This window comes from Microbispora sp. NPDC004025, assembly GCF_053604425.1.
Genome location: NZ_JBSGHN010000009.1, coordinates 1 through 21081 on the forward strand (window position 1 = coordinate 1; position 21081 = coordinate 21081).

The following is a 21081-nucleotide window of genomic DNA, read 5'->3' on the forward strand; positions in this document are numbered from 1 at the left end:
CGGTGGTCGAAGCGGGCGCGGGTGGTGGCCAGGGAGTAGCCGACGTCGGCCGCCTCCAGGCCGGGATGACGGTCCAGGTGGTCGGCCAGCCGGGCGGCCTGGGCGTGCAGCGCCTCCCGCGACCGGGCCGAGACGACCCACGCCGTCACCGGCGGCGAACCCACTCCGCCCTCCACGGCAGACCCCGCCTCGACGGGCGATGCCTCGCGCGAACCGACCGGCGCCCTCTCCGCAGCCGAAGGCTCTGGTGAACCGGCCGGCACCAGCTCCGCTGCCGGGTCCTGTCGCGACTCTCCCGTCGTGCCCGGGTCCTGTCGCGATCCCTCCGCCCTACCGGGCTTCTGCCGGATCTCCTGCTCGGCAACCTCCGGCGCCTGTTCGATGATGACATGGGCGTTGGTGCCGCTGATCCCGAAGGACGACACCCCTGCCCGTCTCGGGCGTCCGGTCTCCGGCCAGGGCACGGGCTCGGTCAGCAGTGACAGGCCCGCTGACCAGTCGACGTATGGCGACGCCTCGTCCGCGTGCAGGGTCTTCGGCAGCACACCGTGCCGCGTCGCCAGCACCATCTTCATGACCCCGGCGACACCCGCCGCCGCCTGCGCGTGCCCGATGTTGGACTTGAGGGAACCCACCCACAGGGGGCGGCCGGGCGCCCGGCCCTGGCCGTACGTGGCCAGCAGCGCCTGCGCCTCGATGGGGTCGCCGAGCGTCGTGCCGGTGCCGTGCGCCTCGACCGCGTCCACATCCGCAGGACCGAGTCCGGCGTCCTCCAGGGCCTGCCGGATCACCCGCTGCTGCGACAGCCCGTTGGGCGCGGTGAGGCCGTTGGAGGCGCCGTCCTGGTTGACGGCGGTGCCGCGGATGACGGCCAGCACCGGGTGGCCGCGGCGGCGGGCGTCCGACAGGCGCTCGACCAGGAGCAGGCCGGCACCTTCGGCCCAGCCGGTGCCGTCCGCCGACGACGAGAACGCCTTGCACCGCCCGTCCGGGGCGAGCCCGCCCTGCCGGGAGAACTCCGTGAACATGCCGGGCGACGACATCACCGTCACTCCGCCCGCCAGGGCCAGGTCCGACTCGCCCGACCGCAGCGACCGTACGGCCAGGTGCAGCGCGACCAGCGACGACGAGCAGGCCGTGTCCACCGTCACGGCGGGCCCTTCGAGCCCGAAGGTGTAGGCGACGCGCCCGGAGGCGACGCTGGCCGCCGTGCCGGTGAGGGCGTACCCCTCCGATCCCTCGGCCGTCTCGTGCAGCCGGGGGCCGTAGTCCTGGGGCATCATGCCCACGAACACGCCGGTCCGCGTCCCGGCCAGCGACCGCGGCACGATGCCGGCCCGTTCGAAGGTCTCCCACGCCACTTCCAGCAGGAGACGCTGCTGGGGGTCCATGGCCGCCGCCTCGCGGGGGCTGATGCCGAAGAACTCCGCGTCGAAGCGGTCGGCGTCGTGCAGGAAGCCGCCCTCACCGGTGACGGACGTGCCGGGCCGCGCCGCGGCGGGGTCGTACAGGGCCTCCACGTCCCAGCCCCGGTTGGCGGGGAAGGCGGTGACGGCGTCGGCGCCGTCCCGCACGAGCTCCCAGAGTTTCTCCGGGCTGTCGGCTCCTCCCGGCCAGCGCCCGGCCATCGCGACCACGGCGACCGGTTCGTCCGCCTCCGCCGTCCGTTCCGCCGTCCGTTCCGGCGAGTCGGGCGTCGGCTCGGTCGTGGCGCCTCCCGACAGGGCGTGCAGGTGCCGGGCCAGGGCGAGGGGCGAGGGGTGGTCGTACGTGACGGTCGCGGAGATCGTCAGGTCCGTCGCGTCGGCCAGCGCGTCCCGCAACTCCACCGCGCCCAGCGAGTCGAGCCCCAGCTCCTTGAACGTGAGCTCGGCCGCGACGCCGCCCGCGTCCGCGTGCCCCAGGACGGCCGCCGTGGCGGACCGCACGAGTTCGAGCAGCGCGGGCTCGCCGTGTGCCGCCCGCTCGTTCTGCCCGGTCCGCTCGCCGTACGCAGCCTGGTCCGCGCCGGCCGCCGGGGGCGGATCGTCCGCGGACGTGACCGCGGGAGCGACCGGCGAGGCGGCCGCCTCCTCCTCGGCGGGCGGCGTGTCGATCCAGTACCGCCGGCGCTGGAAGGGGTAGGTGGGCAGCGGGACGCGCCGCGCGCCGGACCGTACGGCACGGCGCCAGTCGACGCTGCCGCCGTTGACATGGAGCACGCCGAGGGCCCGGAGGAACTCGCCCAGGTCCCCTCTGTCGCGGCGCAGCGTGCCCGTGACCACGCCGTCGCCGCCGACGGCGTCGAGGATCTCCCTGATGCCCGGCGTCAGGATCGGGTGCGGGCTGGCCTCCACGAACACGGTGTGGCCGTCGCGCAGCGCGGCCCCGACGGCCTGGTCGAACCGCACGGTGTGGCGCAGGTTGCGGTACCAGTAGTCCGCGTCCAGCTCGGCGGTGTCGAGCCGCCCGCCGGTCAGGCCCGAGTAGAAGGCCACCTCGCTGCGCCGGGCCGCGTGCGCCGGGAGGGAGGCCAGCAGGCGGTCCCGTACGGCCTCCGCGTGCGCCGAGTGCGACGCGTAGTCGATCAGCACCCGGCGTACGGGCACACCCTCGGCGTCGTACCGGGCGATCAGTTCGGTCAGCGCGTCCGCGTCTCCGGAGACGACGGTGGAGGAGGGGCCGTTGACCGCGCCGACCTCCAGCCGCCCGGCCCAGCCGGACAGCCGGGCCTCGACCACGGCACGCGGCAGGGGGACCGAGGCCATCCCGCCGCGGCCCGAGATCGCGGCGAGCGCCTGGCTGCGCAGGACCACGATCGCGGCGGCGTCCTCCAGCGACAGGGCGCCCGCGACATGCGCCGCGGCGATCTCTCCCTGGGAGTGCCCGACGACGGCGCCGGGGCGGACCCCGAAGTGCTCCCAGAGCCGGGCCAGCGCCACCATCACGGCGAACAACGCGGGCTGCACGACATCCACCCGGTCGAACGGCGCCGCGCCCGGCAGATGCCACAGCACGTCGCGGGGCGACCAGTCCACGTGGGGGCGCAGGGCCTCGGCGGCCTCGGCCAGGTGCCGGGCGAAGACGGGCGAGGCGTCGGCCAGGGCCCGGCCCATGCCCGCCCACTGACTGCCCTGGCCGGGAAAGACCAGCACGGTGCCGCCCTGGTCGCGCGCCCTGCCCTGGACCACTCCAGCCGTCAGGTCGCCCGCGCCGAACGCGCGCAGTCGTTCCCGCAGGTCCTGGTGGTCCGTGCCCACGACGACCGCCCGCTGTTCGAACGCGGTGCGCCCGGTGGCCAGCGAGAGCGCAACGTCGGACGGATCGGCGTCCAGGGCGGCCGAGCCGCTCAGCCGGGCGGCCTGTTCCCGCAGCGCGGCCGGGTCGCGGGCGGACAGGACGAGAGGGACGGCCGCCGGGCCGCTCCCGCCGGATCCGGCGGCCTCGCCGTCCCCGCCCGCCCCGGCATCGGCCGCGACATCCTCGCGATCCGCCCGCGGTGCTCCCGCCGCCGACGGGGCCGCCTGCTCCCGCGGCGGCTCGGCGAGGACGACGTGGCAGTTCACGCCGCCCACGCCGAACGAGCTGACCCCGGCGACGAGCGGCGCGCCGGGCCGCGGCCAGGGGGAGCGCTCGGTGGCGACGCGCAGGTTGAGGGCGGCGAGGTCGATGCCGGGGTTCGGCGTCTCGTGGTTGAGGCTGGCCGGAACCTCCCGGTGGTGGATGCTGAGCACCGCCTTGAGCAGCCCGGCGATGCCGGCCGCCCCTTCGAGGTGACCGATGTTCGTCTTGACCGACCCCACCAGGAGCGGCCGGGTCGCGGGCCGGGCCGCGCCGAGCGCCGCGCCGAGGGCCGCCGCCTCGATCGGGTCGCCGACCCTGGTGCCGGTGCCGTGCAGTTCGACGACCTGTACGTCCCCGGGGCCGACCCCGGCCCTGTCCACGGCCAGCCGGACGACCTGCTCCTGGGCGGCCGCGTCGGGAACGGTGAGACCGGGGGTCGCGCCGTCGTTGTTGACCGCGCTGCCGAGGATGACCGCGTAGACGTGGTCCCCGTCGGCCAGCGCCTGCCGCAGCGGCTTGAGCACGACGATCCCGCCGCCCTCCCCGCGTACGTAGCCGTTGGCGCGGGCGTCGAAGGTGTAGCACCGTCCGTCGGGGGACAGTCCGCCGAACCGCTCGGCGGTCGCCGTGCTCTCGGGGACCAGGTTGAGGTTCACCCCGCCCGCGAGCGCGACGGCCGCCTCGCCCGAGCGCAGGCTCTCGCACGCCAGATGCACCGCCACCAGGGCGGACGACTGCGCGGTGTCGACGGTGAGGCTCGGTCCCCGCAGGTCCAGCGCGTACGAGACGCGGTTGGCCAGGATGCCGCGGGTGAGCCCGGCGAGCGTGTGGCGGGTGATGGCGGGCTCACCCCGCTGGTACACGAGCGTGGCGTAGTCGGCGGCCATCGCCCCGATGACCACGCCCGCCGGCGTGCCGGCGAGGTCAGCCGGCCGGATGCCGGCGTCCTCCAGCGCCTCCCACGCGAGTTCCAGCGTCAGCCGCTGCTGGGGGTCCATCGCCGCCGCCTCCTTCGGCGAGACGCCGAAGAAGCCCGCGTCGAATCCGTCGACCCGGTCGAGGAATCCGCCCCGCAGGCCGGCGAGCCGCGGCTCGCCGGTCAGGCGGCTGCCCGGAGGCGCGCCGATCGCGTCGCGCCCGGCGCGTAGCAGCGCCCACAGGTCGCGGGGGTGCGGCGCGCCCGGCAGCCGGCAGGCGAGCCCGACCACCGCGATCGCGCCCTCGCCGTAGGTGACCGCTTCGTCCATGCTGAGCATCCGCCCCCTCGTCGTGCCCTGTGCCATTCGCCTGCCGTTTGCCGCCGTTTCGCCCCGGCGGCATTCCTTCGCATACGCGCGCCGCCGGCCGAATTCGCCGCATGAGCGCGGCGTCGGCACGGGCCGGGCCGGTCCACTCCACGGCCGAATCGGAAAAGGAACCGGCCCGGCCCGTCCGTGTGGCGGCCTTTCCGAGAATGCGCCTGATCAGCGGCGGCGCGGTTTCGCCGCGTCCGCGCTTCCCGTGCCGGAGCGGTCGCCCCGGCCGGCCGGCCCAATCGACATTTGCACGAATTTCGTGAAATAGTCAACTGTGATGGCCATCACGGATTTGTGGTCGCTTTCATAAGGATTCCTTTATCGGTTTTCATCGGAAAACGTAATTGGACCCGGCGAAGGTGATCCGCCTACCGTTTCCGGAGAAAAGCCCGTGTATGCACAACAATGGGGGTGGGTCCATGACCGTTGCCGAGGCGGTGGCGGCGGAGGAGCGCCGTGACGTCCGCAAGCCCGTCGCCAGGCTGGGGCGCCTGCTCGACGCGGGCTCGATGACGCCGCTGCACGCCGAGGACGCGAGCGGCGTGCTCGCGGTCGCCGGGCGGATCGACGGCCTGCCGGTGGTCGCCTTCTGCACCGACGCGACGGTCATGGGCGGTGCGCTGGGCCTGGCCGGGGCGCTGCACATCGTCGCCGCCGTGGACGAGGCGCTGCGGCGCGAGGTGCCCGTGATCGGCGTGTGGCATTGCGGAGGAGCCCGGCTCGCGGACGGGGTCGAGTCAATGCACGGGGCGGGCCTGGTCTTCGCCGCCAACATCCGCGCCTCCGGCCGGGTGCCCCAGATCTCCGTCGTCGTGGGCCCGGCGGCGGGCGCGGCGGCCTACGGACCGGCTCTCACCGACCTCATCGTCCTGTCCGGCGAGGGACGCGTCTTCGTCACCGGTCCCGACGTGGTCCGCAGTGTGACCGGTGAGGACATCGACATGGAGCGGCTCGGCGGCGCGGACGCGCACGGCCGGCGTTCCGGGGTGGTGCACGTGACCGCCGACGACGAGGACGACGCCTACCGGCGCACCCGCGCGATCACCGGCCTGCTCGCGGACACCGGCCGGTACGCCCTGGACCGCCTCGCCGACCGCCGTGACCCCGCCGCCCTGCTGCCCGAGTCGGCCCGCCGCGCCTACGACATCAGACCGGTGATCCGCGCGCTGCTCGACGACGGCGAGGACGGCCCCGGGTTCCTGGAGATCCAGGCTCGCTGGGCGCCGAACATCGTGGTCGGGCTCGGCCGCCTCGCCGGGCACACGGTCGGCGTCGTGGCCAACAACCCGCTCCGCAAGGGCGGCTGCCTCGACGCCCTGTCAGCCGAGAAGGCGGCCCGGTTCGTCCGGATGTGCGATGCGCACGGCGTGCCGCTCGTCGTGCTGGCCGACGTCCCCGGCTATCTGCCCGGCGTCGACCAGGAGTGGGGCGGCGTGGTCCGCCGCGGGGCGAAGCTGCTGCACGCCTTCGCCGAGGCGACCGTGCCCCGGGTGACGGTGGTCGTCCGCAAGTCCTACGGCGGCGCCTACATCGCGATGAACTCCCGCTCGCTCGGCGCGACGAAGGTCTTCGCCTGGCCGGGCGCGGAGGTGGCGGTCATGGGGGCCGAGGCGGCGGTCGGGATCCTGCACCGCCGGCGCCTCGCGGCCGCGCCGGAGGAGGATAGGGAGCGGCTGCGCGCCGAGCTCGTGCGGGACCACGAGGAGCGGTCCGGCGGCGTCCGGCGGGCGCTCGATCTCGAGGTGGTGGACGAGGTGATCGACCCGCGGACGACCCGGCGGCGGCTCGCCGAGGCCCTCGCGGCGGCTCCGGCCAAGCGGGGAACGCACAACAACATCCCGCTCTGACGCGCCGATGTCCGGATCCCGCGCCGGCGATCGAGAGCGGCCGCCGGGTCTGTGTACCACGATCCCGAGGACCCGCGGGAAGAGCGGCTTCGCTGGCGGCGGCTCGGCATGTGGTGGTTACGCAACGCTCCGGACGCCGACGAGGAGACCCGTCCTCCTCCGGTCGTCAGGGACCGGGGACGCCGGTTCATGGTCGTACCACTGAGCACCTACGCCCGCACCGTCCTGCTCGCCTGCCTGGCCGGGACGATCTATCTCCTCCGAGGATGGGAGAGCGCTCTCTTGACCGATGGGCCTTACGGGGTGACGATCTGCGCAACACGCCCGTACCACCCGAACCGGTCCTCGTGGCCCATCGAGAACGGACGTCCATGCGCAGAGTCATCACCCGATCGCCCCGGCGCGTCCTCGCGGCCCTGGCCGGCCTCGCCCTGCTGCCGGGCGCCGTGGCGGCGGCGCCCCCCGGCGAGCCGTCCGGGAAGCCGCCCGGAAGCGCACAGGGCAAGCCCCCGGCCCGGCCGGTGGTCGGCACGCCGGACATGGACCACGGCTGCGCCCGGATCGACAGGCGCCTGCCCACGTTGCCCGACTGGCCGGTCGTCAGGAGCGAGATCAAGCGGAACCCGGCCGACGAGAAGCGCATCGCGAAGATCGTCGCGGGGATGACCCTGGCCGAGAAAGTGGGCCAGATGACCCAGCCGGAGATCGCCGCGATCACCCCCGAGGAGGTCGGCCGGTACGGCATCGGCTCGGTGCTCAACGGCGGCGGATCATGGCCGGGCCGGGACAAGCACGCCTCCCCGCAGGACTGGCTGGCCCTCGCCGACGCCTACTGGCAGGCGTCGGTGAACACCCGCACCAAGATCCCGGTGATCTGGGGCATCGACGCCGTGCACGGCAACAACAACGTCTACGGCGCGACGCTCTTCCCGCACAACATCGGCCTCGGCGCCGCGCACGACCCCTGCCTGCTGCGCGACATCGGCGCCGCCACCGCCGCGCAGGTCCGCGCGACCGGGCAGGACTGGGCCTTCGCGCCGACCCTCGCCGTCGTCAGGGACGACCGCTGGGGCCGCACGTACGAGGGCTTCTCCGAGGACCCGCGCATCACCCGCGCGTACGGCTACGAGGTCGTACGCGGCCTGCAGGACGGCGGCTCCCGAGGACTGGGCCGCCGGGGCGTCATCGCCACGGCCAAGCACTTCATCGGCGACGGCGGCACGCTCAAGGGGCAGGACCAGGGGGTCAATCCCTCGTCCGAGGCCGAAATGATCAACATTCACGGCCAGGGCTACTACGGCGCTCTCGCCGCCGGAGCGCAGACCGTCATGGCGTCCTTCAACAGCTGGACCAACGAGGATCTCGGCATCACCGAGGGCAAGGCGCACGGCAGCAGGAAGCTGCTCACCGAGGTGCTCAAGCAGAAGATGGGCTTCGACGGCGTCGTCGTCTCCGACTGGAACGGCATCGGCCAGGTCGCCGGCTGCACCAACTCGAACTGCGCCCGGGCGATCAACGCCGGCATCGACGTCGTCATGGTGCCCAACGACTGGAAGGCGTTCATCTCCACCACGATCGCGCAGGTCGAGGCGGGGGAGATCCCCATGTCCCGCATCGACGACGCCGTGACCCGCATCCTCCGGGTGAAGCTGCGCGCGGGCCTGTTCGAGGCGCCCAAGCCCTCCGCGCGCCCCGGCGCGGGCGCGCAGAAGGCCCTCCAGGCGCGGGCACTGGCGAGGAAGGCCGTGCGGGAGTCGCAGGTCCTGCTGAAGAACAACCGCAAGGTCCTCCCGCTCTCCCCCCGGTCCAAGGTCCTGGTGGTGGGCAAGAGCGCCGACAGCATGCCGAACCAGACCGGCGGCTGGAGCCTCACCTGGCAGGGCACCGGCAACACCAACGCCGACTTCCCGAACGGCACGACCATCCTCGGCGGACTGCGGGAGGTGCTCGGCGCGGCGAACGTGACCTTCAGCGAGACCGCCGACGGCGTCGACCCGAAGGCGTACGACGCCGTGGTCGCGGTCATCGGCGAGACGCCGTACGCCGAGGGCGTGGGCGACCTCGGGCGGCGCTCGCTGGAGGCCGCCAAGCTCTACCCCGGCGACCTCGCGGTGCTCGACAAGGTCTCCGGCAAGGGCACGCCGGTCGTCACCGTCTACGTCACCGGCCGCCCGCTGCACGTGAACAAGGAGCTCAACCGGTCCGACGCGTTCGTGGTCGCCTGGTTGCCCGGCACCGAGGGCGGCGGCGTGGCCGACCTGCTGGTCAGGAGCCGCGACAGCGGCCACGGCTACACCGGCACGTTGTCGTACTCGTGGCCGAGGAGCGCCTGCCAGACGCCGCTGAACCCCGGGCAGGAGGGTTACGACCCGCTCTTCCCCGCCGGGTACGGCCTGCGCTACGGGCAGACCGGGTCGGTCGGCACGCTCGACGAGACCTCACCCGAGTTCGGCTGCGGCGGCACGGGCGGCGGCGGCACCGCGACCGAGGACCTGGAGATCTTCGACCGGCAGGACGTCGCGCCGTACAAGAGCTTCATCGGCTCGGCCGAGAACTGGAGCGGCACGGAGATCGGCGTGGACGGCGAGGCGGCGCACACGGAGATCGCCGTCGTCCCGTCGGACGTGAACGTCCAGGGCGACGGGCTGAAGGCGACCTGGAACGGCGCCGGGGCGGCGCAGTTGTACATGCAGGACCCGGCGGGAGGCGGCGACCTGCGCGGCTACCTGAACGCCGACGCCGCGCTGGTCTTCGACACGATCGTCCACCAGCCGCCCGCGGCCCGCACGGTCGTCAGCGCGCACTGCGTCTACCCGTGCTTCGCCGAGGTCGTGGCGACGTCGCTGTTCCAGCGGCTGCCCGTGGGCGCGAAGGCGACCGTCAAGATCCCGGTGTCCTGCTTCGCGCCCAACCTGGACTTCGAGAACGTCAACACGCCGTTCCTCGTGTACACGGACGGCGCGTTCTCCGCGTCGTTCGCGAACGTCCGGTGGGTGCCGGGCGCGGCCAAGGACGCCGACGCGCGCGCCTGCGCGGACCTGACGTAGCGGCACGACCGGAAGCGCTCATCGGGGGCGGCCCGCCGTCCCTGATGAGCGTTGTTCGGCGGACACCCACGATTCTCCAAGACTGACACACTAGCCTGACCGGATGTCCGTCGATGTTGTGGAAACGCGCCGGAGCGAGGTCAGGCAGGAGGCCACGCCCGGACGGCCGCGGCCGCCGGCCCCGGCGCCGGGGCCGCGGCAGGGATGGCTGGACGCGCTGCGCGGCATGGCCGCGCTCGTCGTGGTGTTCGAGCACTGCCTGGACGCGTTGTTCCCGGAGGTGCGCGCGGGCGTCAGCCCGTGGTTCAACTTCGGCCAGTACGGCGTGCTGGTGTTCTTCCTCGTCAGCGGATACGTGGTGCCGGTCTCGCTGGAACGGCGCGGCAGCGTCGGCGGGTTCTGGATCAACCGGGTCTTCCGCCTGTATCCCCTGTGGTTCGTCGCGGCGGCGGCCGGGACGGTGTTCGGCGCCCAGGGCGTGTACTCCCCGTTGCCGCGTCAGCTGGCGGACGACCCGGGCACCGCGGTCCTGGCGCACCTGACGATGCTGCAGGACCTTCTCCAGGTGCCCGGCGTCGTCAACGTGTTCTGGACGCTGTCGTACGAGATGGTCTTCTACCTGCTCGTGACGGCGATGTTCGTGGCCGGTGTGCATCGTGCGGGCACGGCCGGTCTTCATCGTGCGAGCGCGACCGGCATGCTCGCCTTCGCCGTGGCGGCCGTCACCGTGGGCGGCCTGCTTCCGGCGGGCGCGCTGTCGCGCGGCGCCGGCACCGCCCAGGTCGTGGTGATCACGGCGGTCGTGCTGCTCGCGGCGGCCGCGTCGCTGGCGTCCCGCGGGCGGTGGCGTGTGTGCGGCACCGCGGCCGCGGCCGTGCTGGCTCTCGTGCTGCTCGGCGCCAACAGCCGGATCGGGGCCTGGCAGAGTCTGGCCATCGTCGCCACGATGTTCGCCGGCACCGTGCTCTACCGGCTCGACCGGGGACAACTGCGCTGGAGGACGAGCGGGTGGGCGCTGGCGTGCGTGCCGGTCGCGTCCGTGGGCGCCGCATGGGCCTTCGGTCCCGGCTGGGGCATGCCCGGTGACCAGGCGCTGGCGTTCACCCGGGGCTGGTCCACCGCGGTCGCCGCGGCGTGGGCGACCTTCCTGGCCGCCCGTCTCCTGCGGCGCCGGCAGATGCCCGGCGCCCTCGTGTGGCTCGGCCTGATCAGCTACTCCGTCTACCTGCTGCATCCGCTCGCCGTGCAGGTGCTCCGGCGCCTGACCATGGACCCGGGCCGGTTCGCCCTCGCCGAACGCCTGGCCATGGCCGTCCTGCTGCTGGCGGTGGTGCTCGCCTGCTCCGCGCTGACCCACCGGTTCGTCGAACGCCCGGCCCAGGTCCTGGGCCGCCGGCTGTCCCGGCGACCACGCTCCACCGCCCCCGCGACGGACCCGGGGCGGTCGGCCGCGCCTGCCGCCGGCACGGCGCTACTGCCCGCGCGGGGCCGGCCGGAGGTCCCGGCGCGCCTGCCCGGCCGAGGGCGCGAGCCTGCCCGCGCCCAGCAGGACCGCCAGCAGCAGGGCGGTGACCAGCGCGAACGAGGCGGGCAGTCCGGTCAGCGAGGCGATCCCGCCGATCGCGCTCGGCGCGACGAAGCCCGACGCGTAGCTGACCGTGGCCGCTCCCGCGACGCCCTCGCTCGGTGAGGCCGTGGCGTTGCCGGCCGCCGCGAACACCAGCGGGATGACCACCGCGATCCCCACACCGATCAGCATGAACCCGGCGGTCGCGGGCGCCGGGGTGCGGGAGACGACGACGAGCAGCCCGCCGAGCGTCGCCAGCGCCGCGCCGCCGCGCACGGTCGCCACCGGCCCCAGCCGCCGCACCACCGCGTCACCGCACAACCGTCCCGCCGCCATCATGCAGGCGAAGGCCGTGTACGCCGCGGCGCCCACCGCCTGGGACGCGCCGGCGACCTGGCGGAGATAGACCGCGCACCAGTCCTGGGCGGCGGCCTCGCCGAACACCGAGCAGAAGCCCACCAGCCCGATGAGCAGCACTCCACGCGGTGGCAGCACGAAGTGGGGCGGGGCGGGCTCGTCCTCGGCCGCCCGCACGTCGAGCAGCGGCGGCCCCACGGCCAGGGCCACGAGGAACAGCACGACCGCCGCCCCGGCGAGATGGAGGCGGGCGTCGACGTCCGCGCTCGCGGCCAGCGTGCCCACCGCGCCGCCCGCCAGCGTGCCGACGCTCCACATCCCGTGTAAGCCGGACATGATCGACCGGCCGAGCCGCTGCTCGACCTCCACCCCCTGGGCGTTCATCGCGACGTCGGCCATGCCGGCCACCGCGCCGTACAGCAGGAGCGCCGCGCACAGCAGGGGGAGATTCGGGGCCAGCGGGGGCAGGACGAGGGCCAGGCACCACAGGGCGATCGACACGCGGGTGACGGCCCGCCCGCCGAAGCGGTGCGTGATGCGGCCCGCGGTCGGCATCGCGAGGACGGAGCCGGCCGCGGGCGCGAGCAGGGCGAGACCGAGGGCGCCGGGCCCGGCCCCGACGTGATCCTGGATCCAGGGGATGCGGGAGGCGAAGCCGCCGGTCACCGCCCCGTGCAGGGCGAAGACGGCCGACACCGCGAACCTGGCGCGTCTCAGCTCCCGAAGATCCACGATCACACGTTATGCCTCGTTCACGCCTTCGGCGACCACACCAGCAGCCCCAGGCACATCTCGTCGCTGGTGCCCTCGCCCCAGACCACGTACCGGGGCGCCTGCCCGCGCAGCGCGGGCAGCATGGCGCGCAGCCCCGCGTCGTGGGTGCAGGTCACCCGGAGCGTGTCGCCCGCCTTGATCTCCAGCGGCCGGGCCAGCGGGCGGATCGCCTGGTCGTCGAAGTTGTACGCGGGGATGTCGAGGAGGGTCTTCTCGTCCGGTTTGCCCGGGTTGAGGGCGACCTTGATGGAGCGGCCCAGCAGGTGCATGTGCCCGGCGGTGGCGTACAGCGTCGTGTCCTTCCTCACGGGCATGTCGCAGTGCTGTGTCGGGCCGGGCCGCGGGGGCTCGCCCTGCCCGCACATCCGGGTCAGGCCGTCGACCATCCGGCGCGCCTGCTCGCCGAACCGGTGGGCCACGTTCTCGACGGCCGCCTCACGATCGCACAACGGCCCCGACTCCTCGGCCGTGCAGGGCAGTTCGATCGGCCCCGCGATCAGTCCCGTCTCCAGAGGGGCCAGGCCGCTCGCGCCGTCGGCGAGCCGGAGCCGGATGCCGGACCTGTCCGCGCCGTCGGCGCCGCCCAGCAGGTTGTAGTGGATCTGCAGCACCATCTGGCTGCCCGCGGGGAGGGGGTAGCCGACCTTCTGCCGCAGCAGCGTCTCGTCGACCCCGGGAGCCCAGGAGCCGACCCACGCGCCGTTCTCGATCCCGGCGTCGCCGAAGCAGGTCCAGCCCTCGCCCGGCGTCGCGGCGTCCGCCTTACGCGCCGTCTCCGCCTCCTTGGGCCCGACCCGGAAGACGATCGCGTGGTGCACGATGTCGGTGTTCTGCGGCAGGAACCGGCTGCCCGTCAGGAACGCGGACTCCGTGAGCCCGGGATCGACCAGGAAGCAGCGGTACTCGTCGGTGCCGCCCGCGGGCGCCGAGGGCCGGTAGGGCTGCGGGAGCGTCAGCGTCACGAACCGCTCGCCCGCCCGCAGCGGCGCCGCCGCGGCGGCCGGCTTGGCCGTGCCGTGACCGGCGTGGCCGCTGTGCGCGGCGGCTGCGGTGGAGGCGCCGGGAGCGCCCCCGGGCGCCGCGTCGCCGCACGACGCGACGAGAAGGGCGGCGGCGAGCGCGACTGCGGCGCCGCCCGCCCACCGTGTGAACCGTGCCTTTCCTTGCATGGATCGCCTCCTGGCTGTCGGGGGACCCTTCCAGGCTTCCTTGCCGGGGCGGTCACGTCGACCGACTTCGGATGTAAACCTCTCCTACGACCTCGGCAGTAGGGACGTACGCCGGAAGGGCCAGAGGGAGGAGCGCGCCGAGTGCCGGAGGCGGCGTTCGGGGTAAGGGCGGAAAGACCGTAAGGTCGTCCAGTGCACAGTCGCCCCGCCAGGAGCGAAACCAGGAGCAGGACCAGGAGCAGGACATGGCCGTGAACGAGATCGACGAGGGACCCGGATTCGCCGATTTGGCACTGATTCCCGAGCTCCTCAAGGCCCTGTCCGGCCTCGGCTACGAGGAGCCGACGCCGATCCAGCGGGAGGCGATCCCGCCCTTGCTGGAGGGCCGCGACCTGCTCGGCCAGGCCGCGACCGGCACGGGCAAGACGGCCGCGTTCGCCCTGCCCATGCTCCAGCGGCTGCACGGCGCCCACCCGCTGGGCATGGAGGACGGTGGCCGGGAGCCCGGCGGGCTCGTGCTCGTGCCGACCCGTGAGCTGGCCGTCCAAGTGTCGGAGGCCATGCACCGCTACGGCCGCGACCTCGGGACGCGGGTGCTGCCCATCTACGGCGGCCAGCCGATCGGGCGGCAGCTGCGGGCGCTGGAGCGCGGCGTGGACGTCGTCGTCGCCACGCCGGGGCGGGCGCTCGACCACATCGGCAGGGGCACCCTGCCGCTGAAGGGCCTGCGGATGATCGTCCTCGACGAGGCCGACGAGATGCTCGACATGGGCTTCGCCGACGACATCGAGGCGATCCTCCAGGAGACCCCGGAGGACCGGCAGACCGTCCTGTTCTCCGCGACCATGCCGCCGCGTATCGACGGGATCGCCCGCCGCCACCTGCGCACTCCGGTGCGGATCAGGATCGAGCGGGAGGCGCCCGCCGCCGGCGAGGCGCCGCTCATCCGGCAGAGCGCCTACATCGTGTCCCGGGCCTACAAGCCGGCGGCGCTGGGCCGGGTGCTCGACGTGGAGGCCCCCACCGCGGCGATCGTCTTCTGCCGCACCCGTGAGGAGGTCGACCAGCTCACCGAGACCATGAACGGCCGGGGTTACCGCGCCGAGGCCCTGCACGGCGGCATGGGGCAGGAGCAGCGCGACCGGGTCATGAGCCGGCTGCGCAGCGGGACCGCCGACCTGCTCGTCGCGACCGACGTGGCCGCCCGCGGCCTCGACATCGAGCAGCTCACCCACGTCATCAACTACGACGTGCCGTCCGCCCCCGAGTCGTACGTGCACCGCATCGGCCGGGTGGGCCGGGCCGGGCGCGAGGGCGTCGCGATCACGCTCGCCGAGCCGCGCGAGCACCGCATGCTCAAGACCATCGAGCGCGTCACCCGCAGCAGGATCGCGGTCGAGAAGGTGCCGACGGTCGCCGACCTGCGCGCCCGGCGCCTGGAGCTGACCCGGGCCGCGCTGCAGGAGAGCCTGATGGAGGACGGCGACCTCGACCGCTTCCGCGTGGTGGTCGAGACGCTCGCCGACGAGTTCGACCTGGTCGCCATCGCGCTCGCGGCGGTCAAGCTCGCGCACGAGTCCACCGGCGCCGCCGCCGACGAGGAGGAGATCCCCGAGGTCACGCCGCGCACCCAGCGGCCCGAGCGCGGGCCGCGCGACGACAGGCACGGCCGCGACGACCGGCGCGGGCGGCGCGCCGGCGGCGCGATGAGCCGCGTCTTCGTCGGCGCGGGCCGCAGCGCGGGCGTGCGCCCCCAGGACATCGTCGGCGCGATCACCGGGGAGACCCGGGTCAGCGGGCGTGAGATCGGGGCGATCGAGATCGCCGACCGCTTCACCCTGGTCGAGATCCCGGACGGCGCCGTGGACGAGGTGGTGTCGGCGCTGCGCCGCACCACGATCAAGGGCAAGAAGCCGATCGTGCGCAGGGATCGCGACGACGCCCCGCGCGGCCGTCGCTGACCTGCTCCGAAGGGCGCCGCCTGACCCGGGCGACGGCCGTCCTCACCGGACGGCCGTCTGCCGCAGCGACATCACCGCCCACGGCGCGAGTTCGACGTCGAGGTCGAGCACGCCGGTGCCGGGCACGGTCAGCGTGAACCTGAGGAGCGAGTCGGCGACCCCGCGCAGGTGCTCGGTCTCGGCCCGGGACGGGTTGAGGGGGGACCCGAGCCGATACCAGGCCTCGGCGGCGTTCCCGTGCTCCCAGTCCACGATCTCGACGAGGAACGTGGCGCCGGGCTTCAGGCCGGCGATCGAGTGGTGGATCCTGCGGCTCGGCCCCACCTCGGCCAGCGCGCGTGCGGCCTCGTACGAGCTCTGCGCCCGGACGCCTCGCAGGGCCATGTCCTCGGGGTAGTTGAAGAACACCGCCGACACGGCCGAGGTCCGGCTGTCACGGGTCACAACGCCGTCGGGCGTCGCGCGGAGCAGCCGGTCGCCGAGTCGCGCGAGCATCGTGAACGCGTGGAAGGCGGGCTTGTGGACGCCCCACTCGTTCACCAGGCCGAACCCGCCGTGAAACGGTCCGATGCCGGCGCCTCCCTCCTCGAACACGTCCGTGAAGGTCCAGTAGGAGATGGAGTCGGCGAGGGTGGCGCACCGCAGGTACGCCCGGGTGATGTAGGTCGCCGCGAACGGCGTGTCGTGGACGAAGTCACGCGATGACGGCGACGTCGACCACTCCGTGATGTGGATCTCCGCGTCGGGGTACGCGCTGTTGCCGACGAGCTCGCGGAGCAGGGTGAGGTCGTCGAACGTCGCGTCGGCGTACCGGGTGATCTGCACCGCCTCGCCGTCGGCGGAGAAGGCGAAGTCGGTGGGGTAGGTGTGGGTCGAGACGAAGTCGACCGGGAGGTCGCGCTTGGCGCACCAGGCGAGGAAGTCCTCGATCCACACCGGGCGCCAGTCGAGCGCGTCCACGTCGGCCGCCGCGGCCGTCGCGTGCGTCGCTGAGCGGTCCTCGACCTCGCCCCTGTAGCGGTCGTCGGGCACGAAGACGCTCGTCGCGGGCCCGCCCACCTTCAACGCGGGGTCGATCCTCTTGATCGCCGTCACGGTCTGCTCGTAAAGCTCGAAGTACTCGGTCTTCGTCCCGGTCCAGAAGTGGGGAACCAGGTTCGGCTCGTTCCACACCTCGAACCGCCACTGGCGCACCTCGTCGAGGCCGTATCGGTCGATCCAGTGCTCGACCGTCCGCGTGACCAGCTCGACCCAGCGCGCCATGTCCTTGGGCGGGCTGCAGTGGGCGCCCCACCAGAACACCGTGTCCGTCACCGTCGCGAGCTCGCGCGGCATGAAGCCCAGCTCGACGAACGGACGGACACCGTGGTCGACGATGAAGTCGAACACCTTGTCCACGTAGCTGAACGTGTACACGGGTGCGGCGAGGGGCGCGTCAGGACCGAAACCGCCGCCGTAGCTCTCCCGGTACACGAACATGTCGTCGTGAAAGACGCCGTGGAAGCGGACGTACCGGAACCCGCACGCGGCGACGACCTCGGCGAACTGCTGCCGCCAGTCCGCCCGCAGCGCCTCGTTCGCCCGTCCGGCGCCGACGCACCTGGCCCAGACGTGCGGGAACGCACTCTCGTCGCACGGTTCTCCGTCGATCCGCAACCGGTGGCCGGACCCGCCGTCGTTCGTCATGGTCTCACTTCCGGGTTCACGCATTGCGAAAGGGTTTCGCAATATATTCGACCTGCTCGGGACATTAGGAGGGTACGTGCACAGTGTCAACGGGTGGGCATGGGCGAATACGGCGAAGCGGCCGGCGAAATTTACCCATGGTAAATTCGAAACAATTTCGAAGCCCGGAAGGAGCCCTGATGGTACGGCGAGGTCGTTCCGAGCGAGCCACCTTGGCGGATGTCGCCCGACTTGCCGGCGTCTCGCCGACGACCGCGTCGAAGGTCCTCAACGGGCGCAGCGACGTCGGGCCGAGCACGCGTGAGCGTGTCCTCGCGGTGATGGCGGAGATCGGCTACAAGCCGACGGCGGCGCGTCACGAGCGGGCACGGGACCGGGCCCTCGTCACCATGCTCGACTTCGTCGAGTCCCGTTACGCCGGCATGGTGCTCCAGGGGATACTCGTGGCCGCGACCTCCGCTCAGGCCGAGCTCCTCCTCCGGCTGCCGCCCGGCGAGCCCATCAGCACGAGCTCCGCGGCGGCCCGTGCCTGGATCGAGGAGCAGAAGGAGTCCGGCGTCGCCGGTCTCATCGCGCTCGCCGTCGCCGTGCCCGACGCGGTGCTCCTCGCCGCGGAGGATCTCGAGGTGCCCGTGGTGACGATCGACCCGATCGACACGACGGAATCACGTGTCGTCAGCATCGGCTCCACCAACTGGGCGGGCGGTCGCTCGGCGACCGAGCACGTGATCAAGCTCGGCCATCGCAGGATCGCCTGGATCGGCGGCCCGCCGGGCTCCGCTCCGTCGGTGGAACGCTTCCACGGGTACCAGGCCGCGCTCGACTCGGCCGGCCTCACGCCGGATCGCGCGCTGATCCGCCACGAGGCGTTCTCCGTCGAGGCGGGCCTGCGGCACGGCCGTGACATCCTCGCGCTCGACGATCGGCCGACCGCGATCGTCGCGGGCAACGACGAGATCGCCGTCGGCGTCCTCGCCGCGGCCAAGGAACTGCACATCACCGTCCCGGGGGAGCTGTCGGTCACCGGGTTCGACGACACCCCGCAGACCGAGTGGACCACGCCCCGGCTCACCTCCGTCCGGCAGCCGCTCGTCGGCATGGGCCGGATGGCCGTCGAGACCGTCATCGGCATGGCGGACGGCGTCCAGCCCGCCTCCCGGCACCTCCAGCTGGCGACGACCCTCAGCGTCCGCGACTCGACGGGTCCTGCCCCTTCGTCCTGATCCGCCCGGGCCCGGACACCGCGTCGTGCCGCGCCGCGCGCCCGCGGACGAGCAGCAGCGCGAGCAGGCCCGCGAGGACGGCGACGGTCGCGCCCGTGCCGAGCAACGCCCCCAGCTGCTGGTCGGCCGCCCGGTCCGGCGCCCACGGCAGTTCCAGCGCCGCGTACCATTCCGGCGCCTGCGGCGGCCCCGCGAGCACCGCCAGCCCCGTCCACGCGCGTACGGCGATCGCCCCCATGAGCATCCAGAGGCGGACCTGCGGCCGGATCGCGCGCGGAAGTGGGTCCACCCCGGCCGCCACCGCGAGGAAGAGCACCGCGGTGACCGTGACCACCGCCTGCGCGGCCAGTCGCAGGGCGAGGCTCGGCTGGGCGTCCTCGAACAGGCCCGCCAGGTACAGCACCGGGTACGGCAGCGCGTACAGGGCCAGGGCCGTCCCCGGATGGGACAGCGCGCGGCCCGCCGGGCCGGAGAAGGGCTCGGATCCCGGGTGGGACCGCCGCCACAGGGTCACCGGGGCTCCGAAGACGAGCAGGACGGGCCCCACGGCACCGAGCAGCGCGTACTGCGCCGCGTGCGCGGAGAAGACCGCGGGCGCGTAGGCCGCCACTCCTCCCGACGTGGCGTAGCCGAGCACCACCAGGCCGGCGACCCAGGACGCGGTGCGTCCGGCCGGCCACCTCTCGCCGTTCCCCGGCGATGCGGCGCGCGACAATCGCCGCACGCAGGACAGGTACGCGGCAAGGGCCGCGGCCAGCAGGAGCAGCGCGATCGGGTCGGGCCGCACCTCGGTGGCGAGCGTGCCCGGGGTGAGGGCGGGCAGGGCGTATCCCAGCGCGTCGTGCTGGTGCGCGGCCGTCTCCACGGGCGGCGGGGGCGTGCGGCCCAGCGCCACGGCCAGGCCCAGAGTGCCGGCCATCACCGCGATCTCGCCGCAGGCGAGACGGAGGAACGGCGCGCGGACTCCGCCGGTCTCCATCGCCCCGATGGTCGCGCGCCGGTGCCGCCACCCGAACCAGCCGAGCACGCCCAGCGCGGCGACCTTGGCCAGCACGAGCAGGCCGTACCTCGACTGCCAGAGCAGGGGCAGCGAGCCGAGCCTGACCCAGGCGTTGAGCGCGCCGGACGCCCCGACGGCGGCGAAGCAGCCCAGCGCGAGCGTGCTGAAGCGGCGCACGGCGACGGTGAGCCCGGGCGCGGCGCGCAGGTGGGCCACGAGGGCGTACAGGCCGCCGATCCACAGCGCGACGGCCCCGACGTGCGCCATCAGGCTGAGGACGGCGAGGTTGTGGTCGGCGGCCGAGGCCGAGTGGCCCACGTACGCCGGGGGCAGCACCGCGAGGACCGCCACCGCGAGCAGCACGGGCCGCAGCAGTGTGGACCAGTGCCGGGGGCCGTGTGGCAGGAGCGACCCGGCGGCGACCGCCAGGGCCGCGACCGTCACCGTCAGGAACGCCTGTCCCTGCGGGACGTGGAAGAGGAAGGCGGACAGCGCGCCGGAGCGCAGCGCGTCGCCCGGGGGCAGCCCGAGGAAGTCCGACAGCGTCAGGACCTCGGTGACCGCCGCGCTCGCCGCCCAGCCGAGCGCCCAGGCCCCGGCCGTCCGTACGACGGCCCTGCCGCTCGCGGGGGCGAGGACGACGGCGGCCAGCAGGACCCCGACCGTAGCGACGGCACAGACGTCGTGCACGAGGCGCACGACCGGCAGACCCCAGGTGGTCAGGGCGCCGGGGGAGGGGAGTCCTTTGATCGCCGGTTGCGGCCTGCCGCCGCCGAACCACAGGGCGAGCGCCAGCACGGCGAACGCCGTCGCGGCGACGGCGGGAACGACCACACCGCGACGGCGCGGGGGAGATTTCATCGTCGGCGTTCCTCGGCTCGGCACCGTTGATCGGTAGCGAGTATGACCCAAAGGCTCTCCGTGCGGGAGGGCCGGGTACCGCTTCGGCGTCCGGGCGACGTCCGGCGGTCCGGGCGGCGGCGGACACCGGTGCGGACGGCACGGGTCGGGGGAGGCCGGGCGTGAGGCGACGCGTTCCGGCGGTCGAGCAGGGGCGCGTCAGCGGTGACGTCTGGGCATGCTCTCGTTCCTCTCGTCGGTGTGAGCCCGTAGGCGAGAAGCCTGGGTGATGTGCGCGGTCTCGCGGGGTCGGACGCGAGACGCTGCGCTGATCGGAAAGGGCCGGTCTTCCTCGTACGTCCGCCGCTGGGTTGTCAGCGGGTTGTTAGCGTTAACAAATCGACTGCAGAGGTGTGCTCCTCTCCCTGAGGCGACCGAAGGCGCTGGTGCAGCGGAGCAAATACGACACGGCGAGCGCCGTCAAGGGGCCACGCCCGGGGGTGCGCGTGCGCTTCCGCCGCGCAGGGCGCTCGACCGCTCCCACCAGGGCGGGATCGCCCGCCTCGTCGCCGGCGGAGCCCGCTGAAAGTTTCATCGGCCGGAGCGCGGGTGAGGGCCCGATTCACCGGGGTCCCTGAGCCGCACGACACGGGGCGTCCGTGCGAATCGATTCGCCAATGGTCTTGACACTGCTCGTGGAGGTTTCCACACTGAGTGCGCGTTCGGCTTCCTCCTGCCGGGGTCGGTGATGAGCGGCAGGGGCCGGCGGCGA

General features: G+C 73.6%; 9 protein-coding genes and 1 pseudogene. 5 read left to right on the forward strand and 5 right to left on the reverse strand.

Translation table 11 applies throughout. From position 1 onward, the window contains the following. Positions 1-4790 (reverse strand): beta-ketoacyl synthase N-terminal-like domain-containing protein (locus ACWEQG_RS22220; protein ID WP_452287294.1); only part of this gene is annotated, 4790 nt, incomplete at its 3' end. Between the two features lie 467 nt (positions 4791-5257). On the opposite strand from ACWEQG_RS22220, the gene ACWEQG_RS22225 reads away from it, so the two are divergent. From ACWEQG_RS22225 to ACWEQG_RS22235, 3 genes and pseudogenes are all read left to right on the forward strand, one after another. Beyond that, a complete protein-coding gene (locus tag ACWEQG_RS22225) occupies positions 5258-6685 on the forward strand; it encodes an acyl-CoA carboxylase subunit beta (RefSeq protein ID WP_452287296.1) in 1428 nt (475 codons plus the stop codon). Positions 6686-7056: 371 nt separating this feature from the next. After that, positions 7057-9732, forward strand: a complete 2676-nt coding sequence (locus ACWEQG_RS22230; RefSeq protein WP_452287298.1) for a glycoside hydrolase family 3 N-terminal domain-containing protein — start codon at positions 7057-7059, stop codon at positions 9730-9732. Between the two features lie 103 nt (positions 9733-9835). Beyond that, positions 9836-11074: pseudogene (locus ACWEQG_RS22235) on the forward strand (acyltransferase family protein); the annotation flags it as partial. A 129-nt stretch (positions 11075-11203) separates the two neighbouring features. Here ACWEQG_RS22235 and ACWEQG_RS22240 read toward each other — a convergent pair. Together ACWEQG_RS22240 and ACWEQG_RS22245 are read right to left on the reverse strand one after the other, a co-directional pair. Beyond that, entirely contained in the window at positions 11204-12388 is a 1185-nt protein-coding gene (locus ACWEQG_RS22240) for an MFS transporter (RefSeq protein WP_452287300.1), read from the reverse strand. Between the two features lie 20 nt (positions 12389-12408). Beyond that, positions 12409-13599, reverse strand: coding sequence for a monooxygenase (locus ACWEQG_RS22245; protein WP_452287302.1), 1191 nt, complete (start codon positions 13597-13599; stop codon positions 12409-12411). A 245-nt stretch (positions 13600-13844) separates the two neighbouring features. Between ACWEQG_RS22245 and ACWEQG_RS22250 the strand changes: the two genes are divergently transcribed. After that, positions 13845-15560 carry a DEAD/DEAH box helicase gene (locus tag ACWEQG_RS22250; protein WP_452287303.1) on the forward strand — a complete coding sequence of 572 codons (1716 nt, stop codon included), beginning with the start codon at positions 13845-13847 and terminating at the stop codon, positions 15558-15560. Positions 15561-15602: 42 nt separating this feature from the next. On the opposite strand, the gene ACWEQG_RS22255 is transcribed toward ACWEQG_RS22250, so the two are convergent. Continuing rightward, entirely contained in the window at positions 15603-17246 is a 1644-nt protein-coding gene (locus tag ACWEQG_RS22255; RefSeq protein ID WP_452287305.1) for a GH39 family glycosyl hydrolase, read from the reverse strand. Between the two features lie 212 nt (positions 17247-17458). On the opposite strand from ACWEQG_RS22255, the gene ACWEQG_RS22260 reads away from it, so the two are divergent. Continuing rightward, positions 17459-18469 carry a LacI family DNA-binding transcriptional regulator gene (locus tag ACWEQG_RS22260; protein ID WP_452287307.1) on the forward strand — a complete coding sequence of 337 codons (1011 nt, stop codon included), beginning with the start codon at positions 17459-17461 and terminating at the stop codon, positions 18467-18469. Here the strand turns inward: ACWEQG_RS22260 and ACWEQG_RS22265 are convergent. After that, entirely contained in the window at positions 18429-20330 is a 1902-nt protein-coding gene (locus ACWEQG_RS22265; protein WP_452287309.1) for a cytochrome c oxidase assembly protein, read from the reverse strand. The genes ACWEQG_RS22260 and ACWEQG_RS22265 overlap by 41 nt on opposite strands. Between the last annotated feature and the right edge of the window lie 751 nt (positions 20331-21081).

Excerpts from the sequence above, each read along its gene's own strand:
- ACWEQG_RS22225 (WP_452287296.1), top strand. The coding sequence starts at position 5,258 with ATGACCGTTGCCGAGGCGGTGGCGGCGGAGGAGCGCCGTGACGTCCGC.
- ACWEQG_RS22230 (WP_452287298.1), top strand. The coding sequence starts at position 7,057 with ATGCGCAGAGTCATCACCCGATCGCCCCGGCGCGTCCTCGCGGCCCTG.
- ACWEQG_RS22245 (WP_452287302.1), bottom strand. The coding sequence starts at position 13,599 with ATGCAAGGAAAGGCACGGTTCACACGGTGGGCGGGCGGCGCCGCAGTC.
- ACWEQG_RS22250 (WP_452287303.1), top strand. The coding sequence starts at position 13,845 with ATGGCCGTGAACGAGATCGACGAGGGACCCGGATTCGCCGATTTGGCA.
- ACWEQG_RS22255 (WP_452287305.1), bottom strand. The coding sequence starts at position 17,246 with ATGACGAACGACGGCGGGTCCGGCCACCGGTTGCGGATCGACGGAGAA.
- ACWEQG_RS22265 (WP_452287309.1), bottom strand. The coding sequence starts at position 20,330 with ATGAAATCTCCCCCGCGCCGTCGCGGTGTGGTCGTTCCCGCCGTCGCC.